This is a genomic window from Pseudomonas sp. EYE_354 (genome assembly GCF_023148575.1).
Taxonomy (GTDB): Bacteria; Pseudomonadota; Gammaproteobacteria; order Pseudomonadales; family Pseudomonadaceae; genus Aquipseudomonas.
On sequence record NZ_JAHXNQ010000013.1, the window covers coordinates 36,657 to 54,873 of the forward strand.

17 protein-coding genes and 1 pseudogene are annotated in these 18,217 nt (G+C 60.5%); 8 read left to right on the forward strand and 10 right to left on the reverse strand.

All coding sequences use genetic code 11. The features are described from left to right. Nucleotides 1-14 precede the first annotated feature (14 nt). The 3 genes and pseudogenes from KZX66_RS18295 to KZX66_RS18305 all read left to right on the forward strand — a co-directional run bounded on the left by KZX66_RS18295 (nucleotide 15) and on the right by KZX66_RS18305 (nucleotide 2,580). Complete coding sequence (locus tag KZX66_RS18295; RefSeq protein ID WP_248081891.1) at nucleotides 15-446, forward strand: hypothetical protein; 432 nt, start codon at nucleotides 15-17, stop codon at nucleotides 444-446. A 21-nt stretch (nucleotides 447-467) separates the two neighbouring features. Beyond that, nucleotides 468-1,532 (forward strand): annotated as a pseudogene (locus KZX66_RS18300) (RHS repeat-associated core domain-containing protein); the annotation flags it as partial. Nucleotides 1,533-1,917: 385 nt separating this feature from the next. Next, nucleotides 1,918-2,580, forward strand: a complete 663-nt coding sequence (locus KZX66_RS18305; protein ID WP_248081899.1) for a hypothetical protein — start codon at nucleotides 1,918-1,920, stop codon at nucleotides 2,578-2,580. 126 nt (nucleotides 2,581-2,706) lie between these two features. On the opposite strand, the gene KZX66_RS18310 is transcribed toward KZX66_RS18305, so the two are convergent. The 3 genes from KZX66_RS18310 to KZX66_RS18320 all read right to left on the reverse strand — a co-directional run bounded on the left by KZX66_RS18310 (nucleotide 2,707) and on the right by KZX66_RS18320 (nucleotide 4,527). Next, entirely contained in the window at nucleotides 2,707-2,982 is a 276-nt protein-coding gene (locus tag KZX66_RS18310) for an HU family DNA-binding protein (RefSeq protein WP_003176958.1), read from the reverse strand. A 191-nt stretch (nucleotides 2,983-3,173) separates the two neighbouring features. After that, entirely contained in the window at nucleotides 3,174-4,322 is a 1,149-nt protein-coding gene (locus KZX66_RS18315; RefSeq protein ID WP_248081904.1) for an FAD-dependent oxidoreductase, read from the reverse strand. A 37-nt stretch (nucleotides 4,323-4,359) separates the two neighbouring features. After that, the gene (locus KZX66_RS18320) at nucleotides 4,360-4,527 is read right to left on the reverse strand and encodes a rubredoxin (RefSeq protein ID WP_248081905.1); all 168 of its coding nucleotides are present in this window, start codon (nucleotides 4,525-4,527) and stop codon (nucleotides 4,360-4,362) included. A gap of 195 nt (nucleotides 4,528-4,722) precedes the next feature. Between KZX66_RS18320 and KZX66_RS18325 the strand changes: the two genes are divergently transcribed. Beyond that, nucleotides 4,723-5,286 (forward strand): chorismate lyase, encoded by a 564-nt coding sequence (locus KZX66_RS18325; RefSeq protein WP_248081907.1) that lies wholly within the window; start codon nucleotides 4,723-4,725, stop codon nucleotides 5,284-5,286. Continuing rightward, nucleotides 5,286-6,176, forward strand: a complete 891-nt coding sequence (gene ubiA, locus KZX66_RS18330) for a 4-hydroxybenzoate octaprenyltransferase (protein WP_248081909.1) — start codon at nucleotides 5,286-5,288, stop codon at nucleotides 6,174-6,176. The genes KZX66_RS18325 and ubiA overlap by 1 nt, the downstream gene beginning before the upstream one ends. A 159-nt stretch (nucleotides 6,177-6,335) precedes the next feature. Here the strand turns inward: ubiA and KZX66_RS18335 are convergent, their stop codons facing one another. Then, nucleotides 6,336-6,716, reverse strand: coding sequence for a hypothetical protein (locus tag KZX66_RS18335; RefSeq protein ID WP_248081911.1), 381 nt, complete (start codon nucleotides 6,714-6,716; stop codon nucleotides 6,336-6,338). Between the two features lie 154 nt (nucleotides 6,717-6,870). Between KZX66_RS18335 and phoB the strand changes: the two genes are divergently transcribed. The 3 genes from phoB to KZX66_RS18350 all read left to right on the forward strand — a co-directional run bounded on the left by phoB (nucleotide 6,871) and on the right by KZX66_RS18350 (nucleotide 10,537). Continuing rightward, the gene (gene phoB / locus KZX66_RS18340) at nucleotides 6,871-7,560 is read left to right on the forward strand and encodes a phosphate regulon transcriptional regulator PhoB (protein ID WP_003176964.1); all 690 of its coding nucleotides are present in this window, start codon (nucleotides 6,871-6,873) and stop codon (nucleotides 7,558-7,560) included. Nucleotides 7,561-7,685: 125 nt separating this feature from the next. After that, complete coding sequence (gene phoR / locus KZX66_RS18345) at nucleotides 7,686-8,972, forward strand: phosphate regulon sensor histidine kinase PhoR (protein ID WP_248082100.1); 1,287 nt, start codon at nucleotides 7,686-7,688, stop codon at nucleotides 8,970-8,972. 224 nt (nucleotides 8,973-9,196) lie between these two features. Further along, complete coding sequence (locus KZX66_RS18350; RefSeq protein ID WP_248081912.1) at nucleotides 9,197-10,537, forward strand: hemolysin family protein; 1,341 nt, start codon at nucleotides 9,197-9,199, stop codon at nucleotides 10,535-10,537. Between the two features lie 3 nt (nucleotides 10,538-10,540). On the opposite strand, the gene KZX66_RS18355 is transcribed toward KZX66_RS18350, so the two are convergent. From KZX66_RS18355 to KZX66_RS18380, 6 genes are all read right to left on the reverse strand, one after another. Next, a complete protein-coding gene (locus tag KZX66_RS18355) occupies nucleotides 10,541-11,212 on the reverse strand; it encodes a M23 family metallopeptidase (RefSeq protein WP_248081913.1) in 672 nt (223 codons plus the stop codon). 109 nt (nucleotides 11,213-11,321) lie between these two features. After that, nucleotides 11,322-12,236: a response regulator gene (locus KZX66_RS18360; RefSeq protein ID WP_248081914.1), complete on the reverse strand. Its 915-nt coding sequence runs from the start codon at nucleotides 12,234-12,236 to the stop codon at nucleotides 11,322-11,324. Nucleotides 12,237-12,403: 167 nt separating this feature from the next. Further along, nucleotides 12,404-13,165, reverse strand: a complete 762-nt coding sequence (gene phoU / locus KZX66_RS18365) for a phosphate signaling complex protein PhoU (protein ID WP_032884456.1) — start codon at nucleotides 13,163-13,165, stop codon at nucleotides 12,404-12,406. A 113-nt stretch (nucleotides 13,166-13,278) separates the two neighbouring features. Beyond that, complete coding sequence (gene pstB / locus KZX66_RS18370; protein ID WP_248081915.1) at nucleotides 13,279-14,112, reverse strand: phosphate ABC transporter ATP-binding protein PstB; 834 nt, start codon at nucleotides 14,110-14,112, stop codon at nucleotides 13,279-13,281. Nucleotides 14,113-14,205: 93 nt separating this feature from the next. Next, on the reverse strand, nucleotides 14,206-15,876 hold the full coding sequence (pstA, locus tag KZX66_RS18375; RefSeq protein WP_248081916.1) for a phosphate ABC transporter permease PstA: 1,671 nt from the start codon (nucleotides 15,874-15,876) through the stop codon (nucleotides 14,206-14,208). A gap of 15 nt (nucleotides 15,877-15,891) precedes the next feature. Further along, nucleotides 15,892-17,925, reverse strand: coding sequence for an ABC transporter permease subunit (locus tag KZX66_RS18380; protein ID WP_248082102.1), 2,034 nt, complete (start codon nucleotides 17,923-17,925; stop codon nucleotides 15,892-15,894). Between the last annotated feature and the right edge of the window lie 292 nt (nucleotides 17,926-18,217).

Consider the following 18,217-nt stretch of genomic DNA (forward strand, 5'->3'; position numbering starts at 1 on the left):
AATGGATGCGGAAGATGAACATTCTTAATCTAATAGAAAACGCTGACTGCACGACAGCACCTTCTACTGGGTTGCCGAGTAATCCCGTCCCCGATGACTTGACCGATTTTTATAACCATTACAGCAGCGCTGTTTTCTATCCAAAGGCACAGTACAGCTTCATGATTCAGGCGCCAGAACTTGAACGCTCCGACTTTGTCGTTATGGACGAAGACTTGGAGGACCCAGACTCAGCTAACTGGTACGCGCTCGTTAAATGTGCGGATCAAATAATTTCAATTAACCTGAAACCTGGCCCGCAATTTGGCTACTGCTACGACTCGTTCTGGGACAGTTACCCGACCGCCGATGAGAGCACACTGATCGCAAAATCATTTACTGAGCTGATTGAGAAGATCATTAAATCCGGATGTAAAAATTTATTCTGGATACCGGGCCACACTTGATAGTGAGACCAGACTATATGACCCGACGACCGTTGGCTCAACCGCCTGTACTACGGCAGCGGCCACCTGCACCAGATCAACCTCGACGGGCGCGTCATCTGCGACTTCGAACGCGACCGCCTGCACCGTGAAGTCCTGCGTACCCAGGGCCAGATCACCACGCGCAGCGAATATGACCGCAGCGGCCGCCTGCGCTCACGGATACGCCGTCCCAACGGCCAGCCCACGCAACTGCCGGCCGCCCAGCAAAAACACTTCGACTATGACCCGGCCGATAACCTGATCGGCCGCCTGGAGCGTGACCGCGATAACCGTCGGGATCAGCGCCAACTGCTCCACTACGACGCGACCGGGCGCATTATCGCCAGCCAGGACAACGCTCAGGGCCAGCGAGAAACGTTTGCCTACGATGCCGCAGCAAACCTGCTGGACGGACCATCAGCCAGTGCGGGGCTGGTGGTGCATAACAAGCTGTTGACCTATCAGGACAAACGCTATCGTTACGACGGCTTTGGCCGAATGATCGAAGTCCGTAGCCAGAAGGATGGACGCGAAACGGTCGTGAAAATGACCTATGACCCCCTCGGCCGGCGCATCGCTAAAACCGAACATGACAGCAACGGCTATCCGTTGGGTGAAAGCCGCTTTGATTGGGAGGGGTTGCGTCTGCTGCAGGAGCATCGGCATAGCCAGACCAGCCTCTATCTCTATGAAGAAGACGGCTATGTACCGCTGGCTCGCGTGGACGGCACGGGCGAGCATCAAAGCGTGCGCTACTACCACAACGACCTGAATGGATTGCCTGAGCAACTGACCGAAGCTGATGGAAAAACGGTGTGGCAGGCGCGCTATCAGGTGTGGGGGAATGCGGACGAAGAAGTGCGTGAGGCGTACTTTATCGAAGAGCAGAATTTGCGGTTCCAGGGGCAGTATCTGGATCGGGAGATTGGGCTGCACTACAACACGTTTCGGTTTTATGATCCGGATGTGGGGCGGTTTACGACGCCGGATCCGATTGGGTTGGCGGGTGGCTATAACCTTTACCAATACGCACCCAATACCTCCGGATGGATTGACCCGCTTGGCCTGCTCAAAGAAGGCGAAGTGGCAGGTTACGGTGCAAAAGCCCACAAGAATGATGGACTGGAAGCACACGAGATTGTCCGCAATAAATTTCTGGAAGAAAAAGGTATCGCCAAAGGTCGGCGTTACAAAGGCAACCCGTCGATTGCCCTATCTCCCGAGCATCACGACATGGTGCATGCCGAGGAGAATCGTTTGCGGCGCGCTCGTGGGATGGGACCCAATCAAATGCTTAAGCGCGGGAAGCTGGAGATTCGCCTCATGTCCCAAGCCATACACAACTCACTGGTCAAAACCGGCATCATCACGCAACAACAAGTCAGGACGGCGAGGCGCTCTGCCACGTCATTCGCCAAACGAAAAGGTTGTTTCTAAAGGATCACCGGCTATGGGTATCAATCAGATTATCCTCTCACAGCAAGACCATAACCTTGGACAAATAGGCGGAGGTGCGTGGCTTACAGACCTTGAGTTGTGGCCTAAAGACCCGCAGACCGGTCAGCTTATGCTGCCGGTGATTACGATGACCTCAACGTTCTTGGACGTCCCATTCATACCCTCCGGGATGGCGCTTACTGTGTTCGTCTCCGTTGAGCGAACTGACGAAACGTACACACGATCGTCTGTACGGAAGTTGACTGTTCATCAACAAAGCGAGATGGAAAAGCTCCAACTTGGCCATAGTCAAGTTCTGCTTCACGCACTGGCGACTTCCGAACTCACACCCGCTGAGTTGGTTGATCCAATCCCGCGAACGTATATTGCCCAGCAACCGTTCACTCCCGAACAAATGGAGGAAGAATTGGAAGACCTGGACAGTGGCGCGAGTATCAGCAAGGCCCTTGGGCGCCCCGCATGGTTGCAAGACCCTTTGTATGAAAGCCCTCGCTACTATTTCTTGGCTCAACTAACCGACGCCGACATTGCAAAAATCAGCCCTAGTCACGAAGGAATATTCGGTGGAGGTATCGGCTATGTGTTCGCCGATAATCGAGCGAAAAAGCTGAAAGAAGGGGATCTGGGCGGCTATTTCCTAGTTCAATTTACCTGAGAATGCGATTAGGCGAGCTGGCTTAATCCGGCATACGCATCAGCGCCCACAAAAAATGGGCACCCGACCCAGTCGGCGTGCCCATTCTTCTTACCGCCCCGCCTCCCTTCGAGACGGTACTGCGCGTTACGCGTTAACGGTATCTTTAAGCGATTTGCCCGGCTTGAACGCAACAGTGTTGCTGGCCTTGATCTTCACCGGTTCACCGGTTTGCGGGTTTTTGCCGGTGCGGGCGCCGCGGTGGCGTTGCAGGAAGGTGCCGAAGCCAACGAGGGTCACGCTGTCCTTGCGGTGCAGGGCGCCGGTGATTTCTTCGAGAACGGCGTTGAGGACGCGGTTGGCCTGCTCTTTGGTGAGATCCGCTTTTTCAGCGATGGCGGCTGCGAGTTCTGGTTTACGCATAAGTGAAGCCTCTTTGACGGTTTTTTGTTGTTATGTCCGTGCCGCTCTCTATCGGAGCAGCGCCCAAAGCGCCGCAGGCTCTACTCTGCGGCCGACGGGAGTGAGGATGGCATGCCCTCGCACGCTCCGCTAGCCTCGCGACGACCTTTCTAGGGTAAAAAACAGGGTTATTCCGACAGAACGGCCAGTATTTACGCCAGTAACGGCGGAAGTTCTTTGTTGAGGGCCAGTTTTTCCGCCACGGCCGTGCCGGTCAGCGCATACCCCAGCAGGCGGCCGCTGGCGTCGCGGCACAGGGCCTTGATGTCGGCGCCCTGGCCTTCGACGCTCCATACGCCTTCGGTGCCTCGTGGCGGCGGCGAAACCACCAGCGGGCAGACCGGGGTTTTCACGGTGACGGGCATCGGCCCGTAGCTGACCGCCGTGGGGTTGCCGGCCAGGGACTGGGCCAGGGCGCGGGCGCAGGTCATCAGGGGCATGACGTACAGCAGGTTCAAGCCGTCGACCTCGGCGCAGTCGCCCAGGGCGTAGATATTGGCGTGGGAGGTCTTGAGGTGGCGGTCCACCATGATCCCACGGTTGGTCTGCAGGCCGGCTGCGGCCGCCAGGTCGGTGCGTGGGCGCAGGCCGATGGCCGAGACCACCAGGTCGCAGCGGATCACTGCACCGTCCGACAAGTGGGCTTCAAGCCCGTCTGCCGTGCGTTGCAGGCGATTGAGCACCGGGCCCAGGTGGAAACGCGCACCCAGGCCTTCCAACCCGGCCTGCACGGCTGCGGCCGCCGCCGGGTGCAGCAGGGTCGGCATGACTTGTTCGCAGGGGGCGACCAGGTCGATTTCATAGCCGCCCAGGATCAGGTCGTTGGCGAATTCACAGCCGATCAGGCCGGCACCGAGCAGCAGCACGCGGCGTTTACCGGCCGCAGCGCTGCGAAAGCGCGCGTAGTCTTCAAGGTCGTTGATCGGGAAAATCAGGTCCGCCCCATCGCCCTCGACGGGCACTTGCACGGTCTGGGCCCCCCAGGCCAGGATCAGGTCGCGATAAGCCACCGCTTCTTCGCCGATCCACAGGCGCTTGTGGCCTGGGTCAATGCCGCTGACGCGGGTGTGGGTGCGCACTTGGGCCTTGAGTTGCTCGGCCATCGCGCCAGGTTCAGCCATGCTCAGGCCATCGGCTTCCTTGTTTTTGCCAAAACCGGTGGAGAGCATGGGCTTGGAGTAGGAACGTCCGTCATCCGCCGTGATCAGCAGCAACGGGGTTTCGCTGTCGAGCTTGCGAAACTCACGGGCCACGTTGTAACCGGCCAATCCAGTGCCGATGATCACGACAGGTGCGTTCATGCCTTTCTCCTTGCAGTACGTTGCTTAAATGGTCAGATCAGCCGATTTCGATCATTTCGAAATCCATCTTGCCGACGCCGCAGTCAGGGCACAGCCAGTCTGCCGGGACATCTTCCCAGCGCGTACCGGGCAGAATGCCGTCATCCGGCCAGCCGTCCGCTTCGTTGTAGATAAGGCCACAGACGATACATTGCCACTTCTTCATTACTTACTTCCTCAGGTCCAGGCAGGTTGGCCGACGGTCGATGGATCCAGCGTTGCCGTGCGGCTCAGGGCGTTTTGTACTGATCGGGGCCGGCAGATGCAAGCGCGATCGACGCAAGGCGCCGCCTCAGCCCGGCAAAAGTCAGGGGTGCCATGGTAAGCTCGCCGCCTCTTTGGCTGCCAATACTGACTCACCGTGCCGCACTCAATCGCCCCTCCCGATGCTTGCCAATGGCTGACCCAGAGCCTTCTGAAACCCGCACCTACGCCATTGGCCCTCAACTGGCTGTTCGATGACGGCTCGCTGACGCGTCGGCTGACGTGGCTGTCCGACGAGGGCTTCAGTGTGACGCCGCTGTTCGAAGGCTGGCAGCCGCTGCGGGATGACGAATGTGCCGCCCTCGACCTGGCCCCCGCCACGGTCGGCTGGGTACGCGAGGTGTATTTGCGCGGGCGTGGCCAGCCGTGGGTGTTTGCCCGCAGCGTCGCCGCGCGCAGTGCCTTGCAGGGCGACGGCCTGCATATGGACGAACTGGGCAGCCGCTCGCTGGGGGAGCTGCTGTTCTGCGACCACGCGTTCACCCGCCAGGCGATCGAGGTGTGCCATTACCCCGCGCACTGGTTGCCGACCGCCGATCAGACCGACGGCTTGTGGGCGCGCCGCTCCCGCTTTGATCGTGGGGCGCTGAGCGTGTTGGTGGCGGAAGTCTTCTTGCCTTGCTTCTGGCATGCGCTGCATGACCATCCGGAGAACTGCTGATGTATCAACGTGTGCTCAAATCCTTGAACCGCCTGAACCCCAGGGCCTGGGATTTCATTCAGTTGACGCGCATGGACAAGCCGATCGGCATCTACCTGCTGCTGTGGCCGACGCTGTGGGCGCTATGGATCGCCGGCAAGGGCTCGCCGTCTCTGCTCAATATCGTGATTTTCGTGCTCGGCGTGGTCCTGACCCGGGCCGGCGGCTGTGTGATCAACGACTGGGCCGACCGCAAGGTCGACGGCCATGTAAAACGCACCGAGCAACGCCCTCTGGTGAGCGGCAAGATCAGTTCGAAAGAGGCACTGGTGTTTTTTGCGCTGCTGATGGGCCTCAGTTTCCTGCTGGTGCTGCTGACCAACGCCACCACGATCCTGCTGTCCCTCGGCGGCCTGGCCCTGGCGGCGAGCTATCCGTTCATGAAGCGCTACACCTATTACCCCCAGGTGGTCCTGGGCGCGGCGTTCTCGTGGGGCATGCCGATGGCGTTCACCGCCGAAACCGGACATCTGCCGGCCACTGCATGGCTTCTGTACATCGGCAACCTGCTGTGGACCGTGGGCTACGACACGTATTACGCGATGACCGACCGTGACGACGATTTGAAAATCGGCGTGAAATCCACCGCGATTCTGTTCGGTGATGCCGACCGCGTGATCATCCTCACCCTGCAAGGCCTGGCGCTGGTGTGTCTGCTGCTGGCGGGCGCACGGTTCGAACTGGGCGGCTGGTTCCATCTGGGGCTGGTCGCAGCGGCGGGCTGCTTCGCGTGGGAGTTCTGGTACACCCGCGACCGGGACCGCTTGAAGTGCTTCAAGGCGTTCCTGCACAACCACTGGGCCGGGCTGGCGATTTTTGTCGGGATTGTGCTGGATTACGCGGTTCGTTAACCGGCGGAACCCGCGGACGTCTGTAGTGAGCGCAAGCGGCCCTCAACAGGACCGCCGCGTCGTATCAGATACAGCGTGGCGCCTGGGCCTGGGGCTGCTGCGCAGCCCTAAGCGGGCAAGCCCGCTCACCACAACACAATTTGGGCGCGCCCCGTTCGGTCAGGGCTTGGCGACTTTCCAGGCACCGTCCATTTTGCCCTCACCGGTCATGTCACCGGCCTTTTTGTCCATGATGAAGGTATACAGCGGCTTGCCGTCGTAGGCCCACTGGCTCTTTTGATCGTCACGGGTGATGACGGTCCACTTGCCCATGGGCTTGGCGGTGGAATCGGCCATCAACGGCGGCCAGTTCGTCGCGCATTTGTCGTTGCACATGGATTTTCCGTCGGCATCCTTGGCAAAGGTGTAGAGCGTCATCGACTTGTGATCCACCAACATCCCGTCTTTGGTCATCGCCGGCTCTGCCGCGAACGCCAGGGTCGGCAGCGTCAACGCTGCCGTTACCAACAGGGCTTTCCAGGAAACAGTACTGTAAGTCATCGGAACCTTCCTTTTGTGGTTGTCAGGATTCGGACTCAAAGCGTAGTCCAGAGTGCCGTGAATTGCCCCAGCGACTAAATTACTGTCACACGACTGCAATAATTCCGTTATCTAATGCGGCGCAAGACAGTTAAATGACAAGAGGATTTTGAGCATGGTTGGCAGGAGCATTCTGATCGTCGACGACGAAGCGCCCATCCGCGAGATGATCGCCGTTGCGTTGGAGATGGCCGGCTACGACTGCCTGGAGGCGGAAAACTCCCAGCAGGCCCATGCCATTATCGTCGACCGCAAACCGGACCTGATCCTGCTGGACTGGATGCTGCCCGGCACCTCCGGCATCGAACTGGCCCGCCGCCTCAAACGCGACGAGCTGACCGGGGATATCCCGATCATCATGCTCACCGCCAAAGGTGAAGAGGACAACAAGATTCAGGGCCTGGAAGTCGGCGCCGACGACTACATCACCAAGCCGTTTTCCCCACGCGAACTGGTGGCGCGTCTGAAGGCCGTATTGCGCCGCGCCGGGCCTACCGATGGCGAAGCACCTATCGAAGTCGGTGGCCTGCTCCTGGACCCGATCAGCCACCGCGTGACCATCGACGGCAAGCCAGCCGAGATGGGGCCGACAGAATACCGTCTGCTGCAATTCTTCATGACCCACCAGGAGCGCGCCTACACCCGTGGCCAGTTGCTCGACCAGGTATGGGGCGGCAACGTGTACGTGGAAGAGCGCACTGTGGATGTGCATATCCGTCGCCTGCGCAAAGCCTTGGGCGATGCCTATGAAAATTTGGTACAAACCGTGCGCGGTACCGGCTATCGGTTTTCAACCAAAGGTTGAGCTATAAGCAATCAGCCGCAAGTTAAAGCGGGACTGCTTAAGCTTGGAGCTTGCAGCTTGAAACTTGAAACTGCTCCGAAGGACGCAACTTGAACCAGAACTGGCATGGCACCCTGATCCGCCACATGCTCCTGTTGATCACCGGCTGCCTGTTGGTCGGGTTGATCAGCGGCTATTACGGTTGGAGCCTGGCCATCGGCATCGGCTTGTACCTGGGCTGGACCCTCAAACAGCTGCTGCGCCTGCATGAATGGCTGCGCCAGCACAAACCCGACGAAGCGCCACCCGACGGCTACGGTCTGTGGGGCGAGGTATTCGACAGCATTTACCACCTGCAACGCCGCGACCAGCGGGTGCGCGGACGCCTGCAAGCAGTGATCGACCGGGTGCAGGAGTCCACCGCCGCGCTCAAGGACGCGGTGATCATGCTCGACAGCGACGGCAACCTGGAATGGTGGAACCGCGCCGCCGAAACCCTGCTGGGCCTCAAGACGCCCCAGGACAGCGGCCAGCCGGTGACCAACCTGGTGCGCCACCCGCGCTTCAAGGAGTACTTCGAGCAGGAGAACTACGAAGAAGCCTTGGAAATCCCCTCGCCGACCAACGACCGCGTGCGTATCCAGCTGTACTTGACGCGCTACGGCAACAACGAACACCTGATGCTGGTGCGTGATGTGACCCGCATTCACCAGTTGGAGCAAATGCGCAAAGACTTCGTCGCCAACGTCTCCCACGAACTGCGCACGCCGTTGACGGTGATTTGCGGCTATCTGGAGACGCTGCTGGACAACGTCGAGGAGATCAACCCGCGCTGGAGCCGCGCACTGCAACAGATGCAGCAGCAGGGCTCGCGCATGCAGACCTTGCTCAACGACCTGCTGTTGCTGGCCAAGCTGGAGGCCACCGATTACCCGTCGGACAACCACCCGGTGGCCGTGCACAGCCTGTTGCAGACCATCAAGAATGACGCCCAGGCCCTGTCGGGCGAGCGTGGCCAGCAGATCACCCTGGAAGCGGACTCCCAGGTGTTGCTCAAAGGCAGCGAGGGCGAATTGCGCAGCGCGTTCTCCAACCTGGTGTTCAACGCGGTGAAATACACCCAGGACAAGGGCAACATACGCATCCGCTGGTGGGCCGATGAACACGGCGCTCACCTGAGCGTGCAGGACTCGGGCATCGGTATCGACGCCAAGCACCTGCCGCGCCTGACCGAACGCTTCTACCGCGTCGATTCCAGCCGCAACTCCAACACCGGCGGCACCGGATTGGGCCTGGCGATCGTCAAGCATGTACTGCTGCGCCACCGCGCCCGCCTGGAAATCAGCAGCGTGCTGGGCCATGGCAGCACCTTTACCTGCCATTTTCCGACAACGCAGGTGACCCGTTCACGCCTTGTCGGAAACGACGAATAATCCGAACACCACACACCTGAACAGGTGAGAAGGCGCTCGCCTATCGCAGACAAGCGCCCTTCCACACCCGGACTTGCCGTGTCTTGGCGAACACATTCCTTGCCCCACCCGGCAGCCGCCACTAGGCAAGCGCCGCGCCAGTCGCTACATTGGCCGACTTGCACCTGCCTTTCAGGCCTGTCTTTCACCCCCTATTGAACACACGGAACCTGCAAAACCCCATCATGGACCCTTCCCCTGGTATCACCCTCGCCATACTCTTTGCCGACTTCGGCATGATTCTTTTTGCTCTGGTCCTGGTACTGCTCAACGGTTTTTTCGTTGCGGCGGAATTCGCCATGGTCAAACTGCGCTCGACCCGGGTCGAAGCCATCGCCCATACCAACGGCTGGCGCGGGCAGATCCTGCGCACCGTACACAGCCAGCTCGACGCCTACCTGTCGGCCTGCCAGTTGGGTATCACCCTCGCCTCGCTGGGCCTGGGCTGGGTCGGTGAGCCGGCCTTCGCGCACATCCTGGAGCCGCTGCTGGGCGCCATGGGCGTCGAATCGCCGGAAGTGATCAAGGGTGTGTCGTTCTTCGCGGCGTTCTTTGTGATCTCTTACCTGCACATCGTGGTCGGTGAGTTGGCGCCCAAATCCTGGGCCATTCGCAAACCCGAGCTGCTGTCGCTGTGGACCGCGGTGCCGCTGTACCTGTTCTACTGGGCCATGTACCCGGCAATCTACCTGCTCAACGCCAGCGCCAACGCCATCCTGCGCATCGCCGGCCAGGGCGAGCCCGGCCCGCACCATGAGCACCATTACAGCCGCGAAGAACTCAAGCTGATCCTGCACTCCAGCCGTGGCCAGGACCCGAGCGACCAAGGCATGCGCGTACTGGCCTCGGCCGTGGAAATGGGCGAACTGGAAGTGGTGGACTGGGCCAACTCCCGGGAAGATCTGGTAACCCTGGACTTCAATGCCCCGCTTAAAGAGATCCTGGCCCTGTTCCGCCGGCATAAATTCAGCCGCTATCCGGTGTACGACGCGGTGCGCAATGAATTCGTGGGTCTGCTGCACATCAAGGACCTGCTGCTGGAACTGGCCGCCCTGGACCATATCCCCGAGTCGTTCAACCTGGCTGAACTGACCCGCCCGCTGGAACGTGTGTCGCGGCACATGCCGTTGTCGCAGTTGCTGGAGCAGTTCCGCAAAGGCGGCGCGCACTTTGCCCTGGTCGAAGAGGCCGACGGCAAGATCATCGGCTACCTGACCATGGAAGACGTGCTGGAAGTGCTGGTGGGCGATATCCAGGATGAACACCGCAAGGCCGAGCGCGGCATCCTGGCTTACCAGCCGGGCAAGCTGCTGGTACGCGGCGACACCCCGCTGTTCAAGGTCGAGCGCCTGCTGGGCGTCGACCTGGACCACATCGAAGCGGAAACCCTGGCCGGGCTGATCTACGACACGCTCAAGCGCGTACCGGAAGAGGAAGAAGTGTTGGAGGTCGAAGGCCTGCGCATCATCGTCAAGAAGATGAAAGGGCCGAAGATCGTGCTGGCCAAGGTCCTGCTGCTGGACTGACCCTTAATTGCCCAACGCAAAGTTGGGCAATGCCCCTACGGGCTGGTTGAACTCATACGGAATCGACACCAGCCCCGCCGCGCCGGCCCGCTGCACTACAAAGTGCAGATGCGGCCCGCTGCTATTGCCGGTATTGCCCGACAGCCCCAGCGGGCTGCCCACCGCCACGCGCTGCCCTGCCCTCACACTGACCGACCCTTGCTTGAGATGCAGGTACACGCCCTGGGTGCCATCGTCGTGCTGCACCCGCACAAAATTGCCCGACGCATCGTTGCCACGTCCGGCCTGCTCGTTCTCAATGTTCACCACGACGCCGCCGCGCGCGGCAATGATCGGCGTGCCTTCAGGCATGGCGATGTCCATGGCGTAGCGGCTCTTGGCGTCGGTATGGCTGTAACGGCCATTGGGGCCCTGGCTCAGCCGGAACGGACCGCCGCGCCAGGGTAAGGGATAGCGATAGGCTTGCCGTGGGTAGAGCGGTGACGGTAGATCAAACACCGGGCGTTTCACACGCTCGACCTTGCGCTCCTGCACCACGAAGGCCTGGGCGCCAGGGGTGTGCCGGTCACTGAAGACCACCTCGCCGTTGGCATCAACGGATTTGTAGAGGGTCATGGCCTGGGTCACGTGGATGACCGTGGCCAACCCGCAACACAGCAAAAGGCGAAGGAGCATGGCGCGAACCTGCCGGGATGACTGAACGGCAGGTTAGCAAGGGCTCATGACAATCTTGAGCGGCCTTGCGCCGCTTGGCCCAACGGGAGCAAGCGCCCTCGCCACACGATCAGGCACCCGGCACGAAATGCTTCTGCGCTGTGCCCCGTGCGATCAAGCGCGAGATGTAGTCAAGCTTCTGCGCATCTTGATCGATAAACCGGAACGTCAGTTGCAGCCAGTCGCTGTCGGGCTTGGGCTCGAACGCGACGATGGCGTGCAGGTAGCCGTTGAGGCGGGCCACCTCGGCGTTGTCGCCTTGTTCCAGGTCGAGCACGGCGCTTTCCAATACCTGAGGCAGGACTTCACCGCGGCGCACCACCAGCAGCGCTTCCTTGATGCTCAGCGCCTTGATCACGCATTGCTGGGTGCCGCTGGACAGACGCAGCTGGCCCTGGCCACGACCGGCAGACGGCGCGGCGGATGGGGTGGCGGCGCGAACCGGCGGGCTGTTGAGCAGGCCTTTGCTGGGCGCCGACGCAGCCGCTGCAACGGGCGCCGCACGCGCGGCCTCAGGCTTGCCGCCGGTCAGGGCGCTCAGGGAGTCGTTGCCGAAGGCCGAGTTCATCTTGGTCGGTGCGCTGGCGACCAACGCGTCAAGGCGGCCGACCTTCTGCAGAGCCTGCTTGACCTTGTTCAGCAGTTGTTCGTTGGTGAATGGCTTGCTGACGTAACCGGATACCCCGGCCTGGATGGCCTGGACCACGTTCTCTTTGTCGCCACGGCTGGTCACCATCACGAACGGCATGGCTTTGAGGTGCGGCTGTTCGCGGCACCAGGTCAGCAGCTCCAGCCCGGACATCTCCGGCATTTCCCAGTCGCACAGCACCAGGTCGAAGGTCTCGCGCATCAGGATGGTCTGGGCTTTCTTGCCGTTCACCGCATCTTCAAGCTTGATCCCAGGGAAGTAGTTGCGCAGGCACTTCTTCACCAGATCGCGGATAAACGAGGCGTCATCCACCACCAACACACTGACTTTACTCATCGACCCTTCATCCTATAAAAACTTCGGCACGCAAAACGCCTGACTGGTGGCATTTTGCCAAAACTCTGTAGTCACGTTCGGATTTTCTTTATCCGACTCGCAGAAAATTCAGACGCCACAAATGAAAACGCCCGACCAAAGGCCGGGCGTTAATTTCTCGGGCAACCTTACTTATCGTCAGATTCGCCCGGAACATTAGGGATTTGATCGGCTGAACCTTCAACTTCGGCCTTCATGCGCTTGAGGCCCATGTGCCGTACGTCGGTCCCGCGAACCAGGTAAATCACCAATTCCGAGATATTGCGTGCGTGGTCGCCGATCCGTTCCAGGGAACGCAGCACCCAGATGATGCTCAAGACCCGCGAGATAGAGCGCGGGTCTTCCATCATGTAGGTGGCCAGCTCACGCAGGGCCGTCTTGTACTCACGGTCGATGACCTTGTCGTATTGGGCCACCGACAGTGCCAGGTCCGCGTCGAAGCGCGCAAAGGCGTCGAGGGCATCGCGCACCATGTTGCGCACTTGGTCGCCGATGTGACGCACTTCCACATAACCGCGCGGCGCTTCGCCTTCTTCACACAACTGGATGGCGCGGCGGGCGATCTTGGTGGCTTCGTCGCCGATGCGCTCAAGGTCGATCACCGACTTGGAAATGCTGATGATCAAACGCAGGTCCGAGGCCGCCGGCTGGCGACGGGCCAGAATGCGCAGGCACTCTTCATCGATGTTGCGTTCCATCTGGTTGATCTGGTCATCGATCTCACGCACTTGCTGGGCCAGGCCCGAGTCGGCCTCGATCAGCGCAGTGACGGCGTCGTTGACTTGCTTCTCCACCAGCCCGCCCATCGCCAGGAGGTGGCTGCGCACCTCCTCAAGCTCGGCGTTGAACTGCGCGGAGATGTGGTGGGTAAGGCCTTCTTTGCTAATCATGGGTTTGCTCCGCAAACGCTGTAAGCCACTAGCTACAAGCTGCAAGTTGATAGGTGTCGTTGCATTGAACTGCTTTTACTTGCCGCTTGAAGCTTGCGGCCAGCAGCCCAGCACTAGCCATAACGCCCCGTAATATAGTCTTCGGTCTGCTTCTTCGCCGGATTGGTGAACAGGGTATCGGTATCGCCGAACTCCACCAGCTTGCCCATATACATGAACGCGGTGTAATCGGAAACCCGCGCAGCCTGCTGCATGTTGTGGGTCACGATCACGATGGTGAACTTGGATTTGAGCTCGTAGATCAGCTCTTCGACTTTCAGCGTCGAGATCGGGTCAAGCGCCGAGCACGGTTCGTCGAGCAACAGCACTTCCGGCTCCACCGCGATGGTACGGGCAATCACCAGACGCTGCTGCTGACCGCCGGACAGACCCAGCGCCGACTCATGCAGGCGGTCCTTGACCTCGTCCCACAGCGCCGCGCCCTTCAACGCCCACTCAACGGCTTCGTCGAGGATGCGTTTCTTGTTGATGCCCTGGATACGCAGGCCGTAGACCACGTTTTCGTAGATGGTCTTGGGGAACGGGTTTGGCTTCTGAAACACCATGCCTACCCGGCGACGCAGCTCTGCCACGTCTTCGCCCTTGCGGTAGATGTTGGTGCCGTACAGGTTGATTGCGCCTTCCACGCGGCAACCGTCCACCAGGTCGTTCATGCGGTTGAAGGTGCGCAGCAGCGTGGACTTACCACAGCCCGACGGACCGATAAACGCGGTTACACGCTGCTTGGGGATGTTCATGCTGACATCGAACAGCGCCTGTTTGTCACCGTAGTACAGGCTCAGGCCCGGTACTTCGATGGCCACGGTTTCTTCAGCCAGGCTCAGGCTCTGCTTGTCGCGACCCAGGGCAGACATGTTGATGCCGTGGGATTGGGTTTCGTGTTGCATGGTCTCACTCCGTTCGTAGCTGCCAGCTTTTAGCTGCAAGCTGCAAGATTTGAGCAAAAGCGGCGTGTCGCTTGCCGCTTGTGGCGAATAGCTTTAGCTGTCCAGCGCCTTGTACTTCTCGCGCAGGTGGTTACGAATCCACACCGCCGACAGGTTAAGCGTGGCGATCACCAGCACCAGCAACAAGGCGGTGGCGTACACCAGCGGGCGTGCGGCTTCTACGTTGGGGCTCTGGAAGCCGACGTCGTAGATATGGAAGCCCAAGTGCATGATCTTCTGGTCCAGGTGCAGGTACGGGTAGTTGCCGTCCAACGGCAGCGATGGGGCCAGTTTCACCACGCCTACCAGCATCAGCGGCGCCACTTCACCGGCGGCACGCGCCACGGCGAGGATCATGCCGGTCATCATGGCCGGGCTGGCCATCGGCAGCACGATCTTCCACAGCGTTTCCGCCTTGGTCGCGCCGAGTGCCAGGGAACCTTCACGCACGGTACGAGGAATCCGTGCCAGGCCTTCCTCGGTGGCCACGATCACCACCGGCACCGCCAGCAGCGCCAGGGTCAGCGACGCCCAGAGCAGGCCCGGGGTACCGAAGGTCGGTGCCGGCAGCGCTTCGGCGAAGAACAGGCGGTCAACCGAGCCACCCAGCACATACACGAAGAAGCCCAGGCCGAACACGCCGTACACGATGGCAGGAACACCGGCCAGGTTGTTCACGGCGATGCGGATGATGCGGGTCAGGGTGTTCTGCTTGGCGTATTCGCGCAGGTACACTGCCGCCAGTACACCGAACGGGGTCACGATCATCGCCATGATCAGGGTCATCATCACGGTGCCGAAGATGGCCGGGAAGATCCCGCCTTCGGTGTTGGCTTCCCGTGGGTCATCGCTCAAAAATTCCCAGACCTTGCTGAAGTAAAAGCCGATCTTGGTCATGGTGCCCATGGCGTTCGGCTGGTAGGCGTGCACCACCTTGCCTATGCCGATTTCCACTTCCTTGCCGTTGCCGTCACGGGCCGTCAGCGAATCGCGGTTGAACTGGGCGTGCAGGTCGGCCAGGCGCGCTTCGATGTCCTGGTAGCGGGCATTCAGTTCAGCGCGGTCAGCATCCATGTCGGCCTGGGCGGCGGCGTCGAGCTTGCCTTCCAGTTCCAGTTTGCGACCGTGCAGGCGGATGCGTTCAAGGCCTGCGTTAATCGCGCCGATATCGGTTTTTTCCAGGCTCTTGAGCTGGGCGGCGAGCTTGTTCACGCGGTCGACGCGGGCTTGCAGCTCCGGCCACGCGGCCTCGCCTTCGGCGATGACCTTGCCATCCTGCTTGACGTTGACCAGGGTGCCGTAGAAGTTGCCCCACTCACGACGTTCGATGGTCATCAGGTGGGTCGGCTTGGTCTGGTCCTTCAACCACTCGCCCACGATCCAGGTGAAGTCGTTACCGTTCAGGTCGCGGTTGCCGACTTTGATCAGCTCGCGGGTCATGAATTCCGGGCCTTGATCCGGCACGGGCAGGCCAGCGCTTTTGAGACGCTCGCGCGGCACTTCTTCTTTCTGCACCAATTCGCCAATGACGATATGGTTTTCCTGGCCCGGTACGTTGTAGTTGGCCTGGATCAGGTCAGCCGGCCAGAAGTGGCCCAAACCACGCACGGCAATCACGGCCAGCAAACCAATGGTCATGATGACCGCGATGGACACCGCGCCACCGCTGATCCAGACGCCTGGGGCGCCGCTCTTGAACCATCCATTCAGGGAGTTCTGTTTCACAGACTTCTACCTTTCTTAAAGCGACGAGTATTTCTTGCGCAGACGCTGACGGATCAGCTCGGCGAGGGTGTTCATGATGAAGGTGAACAGCAGCAGTACCAGTGCCGAGAGGAACAGCACGCGGTAGTGACTGCCGCCCACTTCCGACTCGGGCATTTCCACTGCGACGTTGGCCGCCAGGGTGCGCAGGCCTTCGAACAGGTTCATCTCCATCACCGGCGTGTTACCGGTGGCCATCAGCACGATCATGGTCTCGCCCACTGCGCGGCCCATGCCGATCATCAGGGCGGAGAAGATGCCCGGGCTGGCGGTCAGGATCACCACGCGAGTCATGGTCTGCCAAGGCGTGGCGCCCAGAGCCAGGGAGCCCAGGGTCAGGCCGCGCGGCACGCTGAACACGGCGTCTTCGGCGATGGAGTAGATGTTCGGGATCACCGCGAACCCCATGGCCAGCCCGACCACCAGGGCGTTGCGCTGGTCGTAGGTGATGCCCAAGTCGTGGGAGATCCACATGCGCATATCACCGCCGAAGAACCAGGTTTCCAGGTACGGGCTCATGTACAGCGAGAGCCAGCCCACAAACAGGATCACCGGGATCAGCATCGCGCTTTCCCAACCATCAGGAACGCGCAGGCGCAGGGATTCAGGCAGGCGGCTGAAGGCAAAGCCGGCGACCAGGATGCCGATCGGCAACAGCATCAGCAGGCTGAAGATCCCCGGCAGATGCCCCTCTACATAGGGCGCCAGGAACAAACCGGCGAAGAAGCCGAGGATCACCGTCGGCATCGCTTCCATAAGTTCGATCACCGGCTTGACCTTGCGGCGCAGGCTCGGCGCCATGAAGTAAGCGGTATAGATCGCAGCGGCCACCGCCAGCGGCGCGGCCAGCAGCATGGCGTAGAACGCCGCCTTCAACGTACCGAAGGTCAGCGGAGCCAGGCTCATTTTAGGTTCGAAGTCGGTGTTGGCTGCGGTCGATTGCCAGACGTATTTAGGCTCGTCGTAGTTTTCGTACCAGACCTTGCTCCACAACGCGCTCCACGACACTTCAGGGTGCGGATTGTCGAGCAGCAACGGTTGCAGCTTGCCGCCAGCTTCCACGATCACGCGGTTAGCCCGTGGTGACAGACCAAACACACCTTGACCGTCGACGACCGGGTCCACCAGCAGCGTGCGGTGGGCGGTGCTGTGGAACACGCCGAACTGGCCGGATGCATCGAGGGCGGTGAAGCCCTTGCGGCGCTCTTCAGCGGTGATTTCGACGATAGGCGATGTGCCCATCTGGAAGGTGCGGATCTGTTTGAAGCGCTGCTCGCCATCCGGGTCGCGGGCCATGAACCATTGGGCAAGGCCGCCTTTGGAGTTACCAACGATCAGCGAAATACCACCGACCAACTGGGTGCTGGCGGTGATCTCGGCGTTGCCATCTTCCAACAATTTGTATCGCCCGTTGAGGCTCTTGTCGCGCAGGCTGAACACATCGGCCAGGGCTCGGCCGTTGATCACATACAGCCATTGCTGGCGCGGATCGATGAAGATCGCCTTTACGGGCTCGGTCATTTGCGGCAGCTCGACACGCTTCTGCTCGCTGGTGACTTCACCGGTCATCATGTTTTCTTCGCGGCTCAGGGTCAGCACGTTCAAGTACGAACCGGCCGAACCGGCTATCACCAGGGAAGTGTCGGTGGCATTGAGGGCGACGTGCTCCAACGGACGACCGGCCTCATCCAGCACGATTGGCGTTTCGCCATAAGGGTATTCGATCGCCGGGCTGATGGTCTTTTTGCCGTCCGGGTAGGACACCTTATAGGTGTGGCGGAAAACCAGAGACTGACCATTGGATAAACCGAGGATGACCAACGGGCTGCCCGGCTGGTCTTCACCGATGGACGCCACGCTGGCACCGGCCGGAAGCGGCAGGTCGACGCGCTTGAGTTCGGCACCGGTGTCGACCTCAAAGAACAGCGCCTGGCCCTTGTCGGAAACCCGCATGGCGACCTGGTTCTGCTCTTCGAGGGAGATCAACAGCGGTTTGCCTGAATCCTGGATCCAGGCCGGGGTCAGCGCCTCTTCTTTTGTCAGCGAGGCACCCTGGAACAGCGGCGCGACCACGTAGGCCAGAAAGAAAAAGATCAGGGTGATAGCGCCGAGGACAGCGAGGCCGCCCACCAGCACGTACCAACGGGTCAGGCGGTCCTTGAGCGCGCGAATGCGGCGCTTGCGTTGCAGCTCAGGCGTATTGAAATCAATGCGCTTGGGAGGAGAAGTCGTCGTCATGGGGGAATTGGCCAGATCATTCATGCGCACACCCTAGCGATCCTGTATGACAGAAAGATGACAA

Coding starts and splice junctions, on each gene's coding strand:
- KZX66_RS18335 (WP_248081911.1), bottom strand. CDS start 6,716: ATGACTTACAGTACTGTTTCCTGGAAAGCCCTGTTGGTAACGGCAGCG.
- KZX66_RS18350 (WP_248081912.1), top strand. CDS start 9,197: ATGGACCCTTCCCCTGGTATCACCCTCGCCATACTCTTTGCCGACTTC.
- phoB (WP_003176964.1), top strand. CDS start 6,871: ATGGTTGGCAGGAGCATTCTGATCGTCGACGACGAAGCGCCCATCCGC.
- KZX66_RS18305 (WP_248081899.1), top strand. CDS start 1,918: ATGGGTATCAATCAGATTATCCTCTCACAGCAAGACCATAACCTTGGA.
- ubiA (WP_248081909.1), top strand. CDS start 5,286: ATGTATCAACGTGTGCTCAAATCCTTGAACCGCCTGAACCCCAGGGCC.
- phoR (WP_248082100.1), top strand. CDS start 7,686: ATGCTCCTGTTGATCACCGGCTGCCTGTTGGTCGGGTTGATCAGCGGC.
- KZX66_RS18295 (WP_248081891.1), top strand. CDS start 15: ATGAACATTCTTAATCTAATAGAAAACGCTGACTGCACGACAGCACCT.
- phoU (WP_032884456.1), bottom strand. CDS start 13,165: ATGATTAGCAAAGAAGGCCTTACCCACCACATCTCCGCGCAGTTCAAC.
- KZX66_RS18360 (WP_248081914.1), bottom strand. CDS start 12,236: ATGAGTAAAGTCAGTGTGTTGGTGGTGGATGACGCCTCGTTTATCCGC.
- KZX66_RS18320 (WP_248081905.1), bottom strand. CDS start 4,527: ATGAAGAAGTGGCAATGTATCGTCTGTGGCCTTATCTACAACGAAGCG.
- KZX66_RS18310 (WP_003176958.1), bottom strand. CDS start 2,982: ATGCGTAAACCAGAACTCGCAGCCGCCATCGCTGAAAAAGCGGATCTC.
- KZX66_RS18315 (WP_248081904.1), bottom strand. CDS start 4,322: ATGAACGCACCTGTCGTGATCATCGGCACTGGATTGGCCGGTTACAAC.
- pstB (WP_248081915.1), bottom strand. CDS start 14,112: ATGCAACACGAAACCCAATCCCACGGCATCAACATGTCTGCCCTGGGT.
- KZX66_RS18355 (WP_248081913.1), bottom strand. CDS start 11,212: ATGCTCCTTCGCCTTTTGCTGTGTTGCGGGTTGGCCACGGTCATCCAC.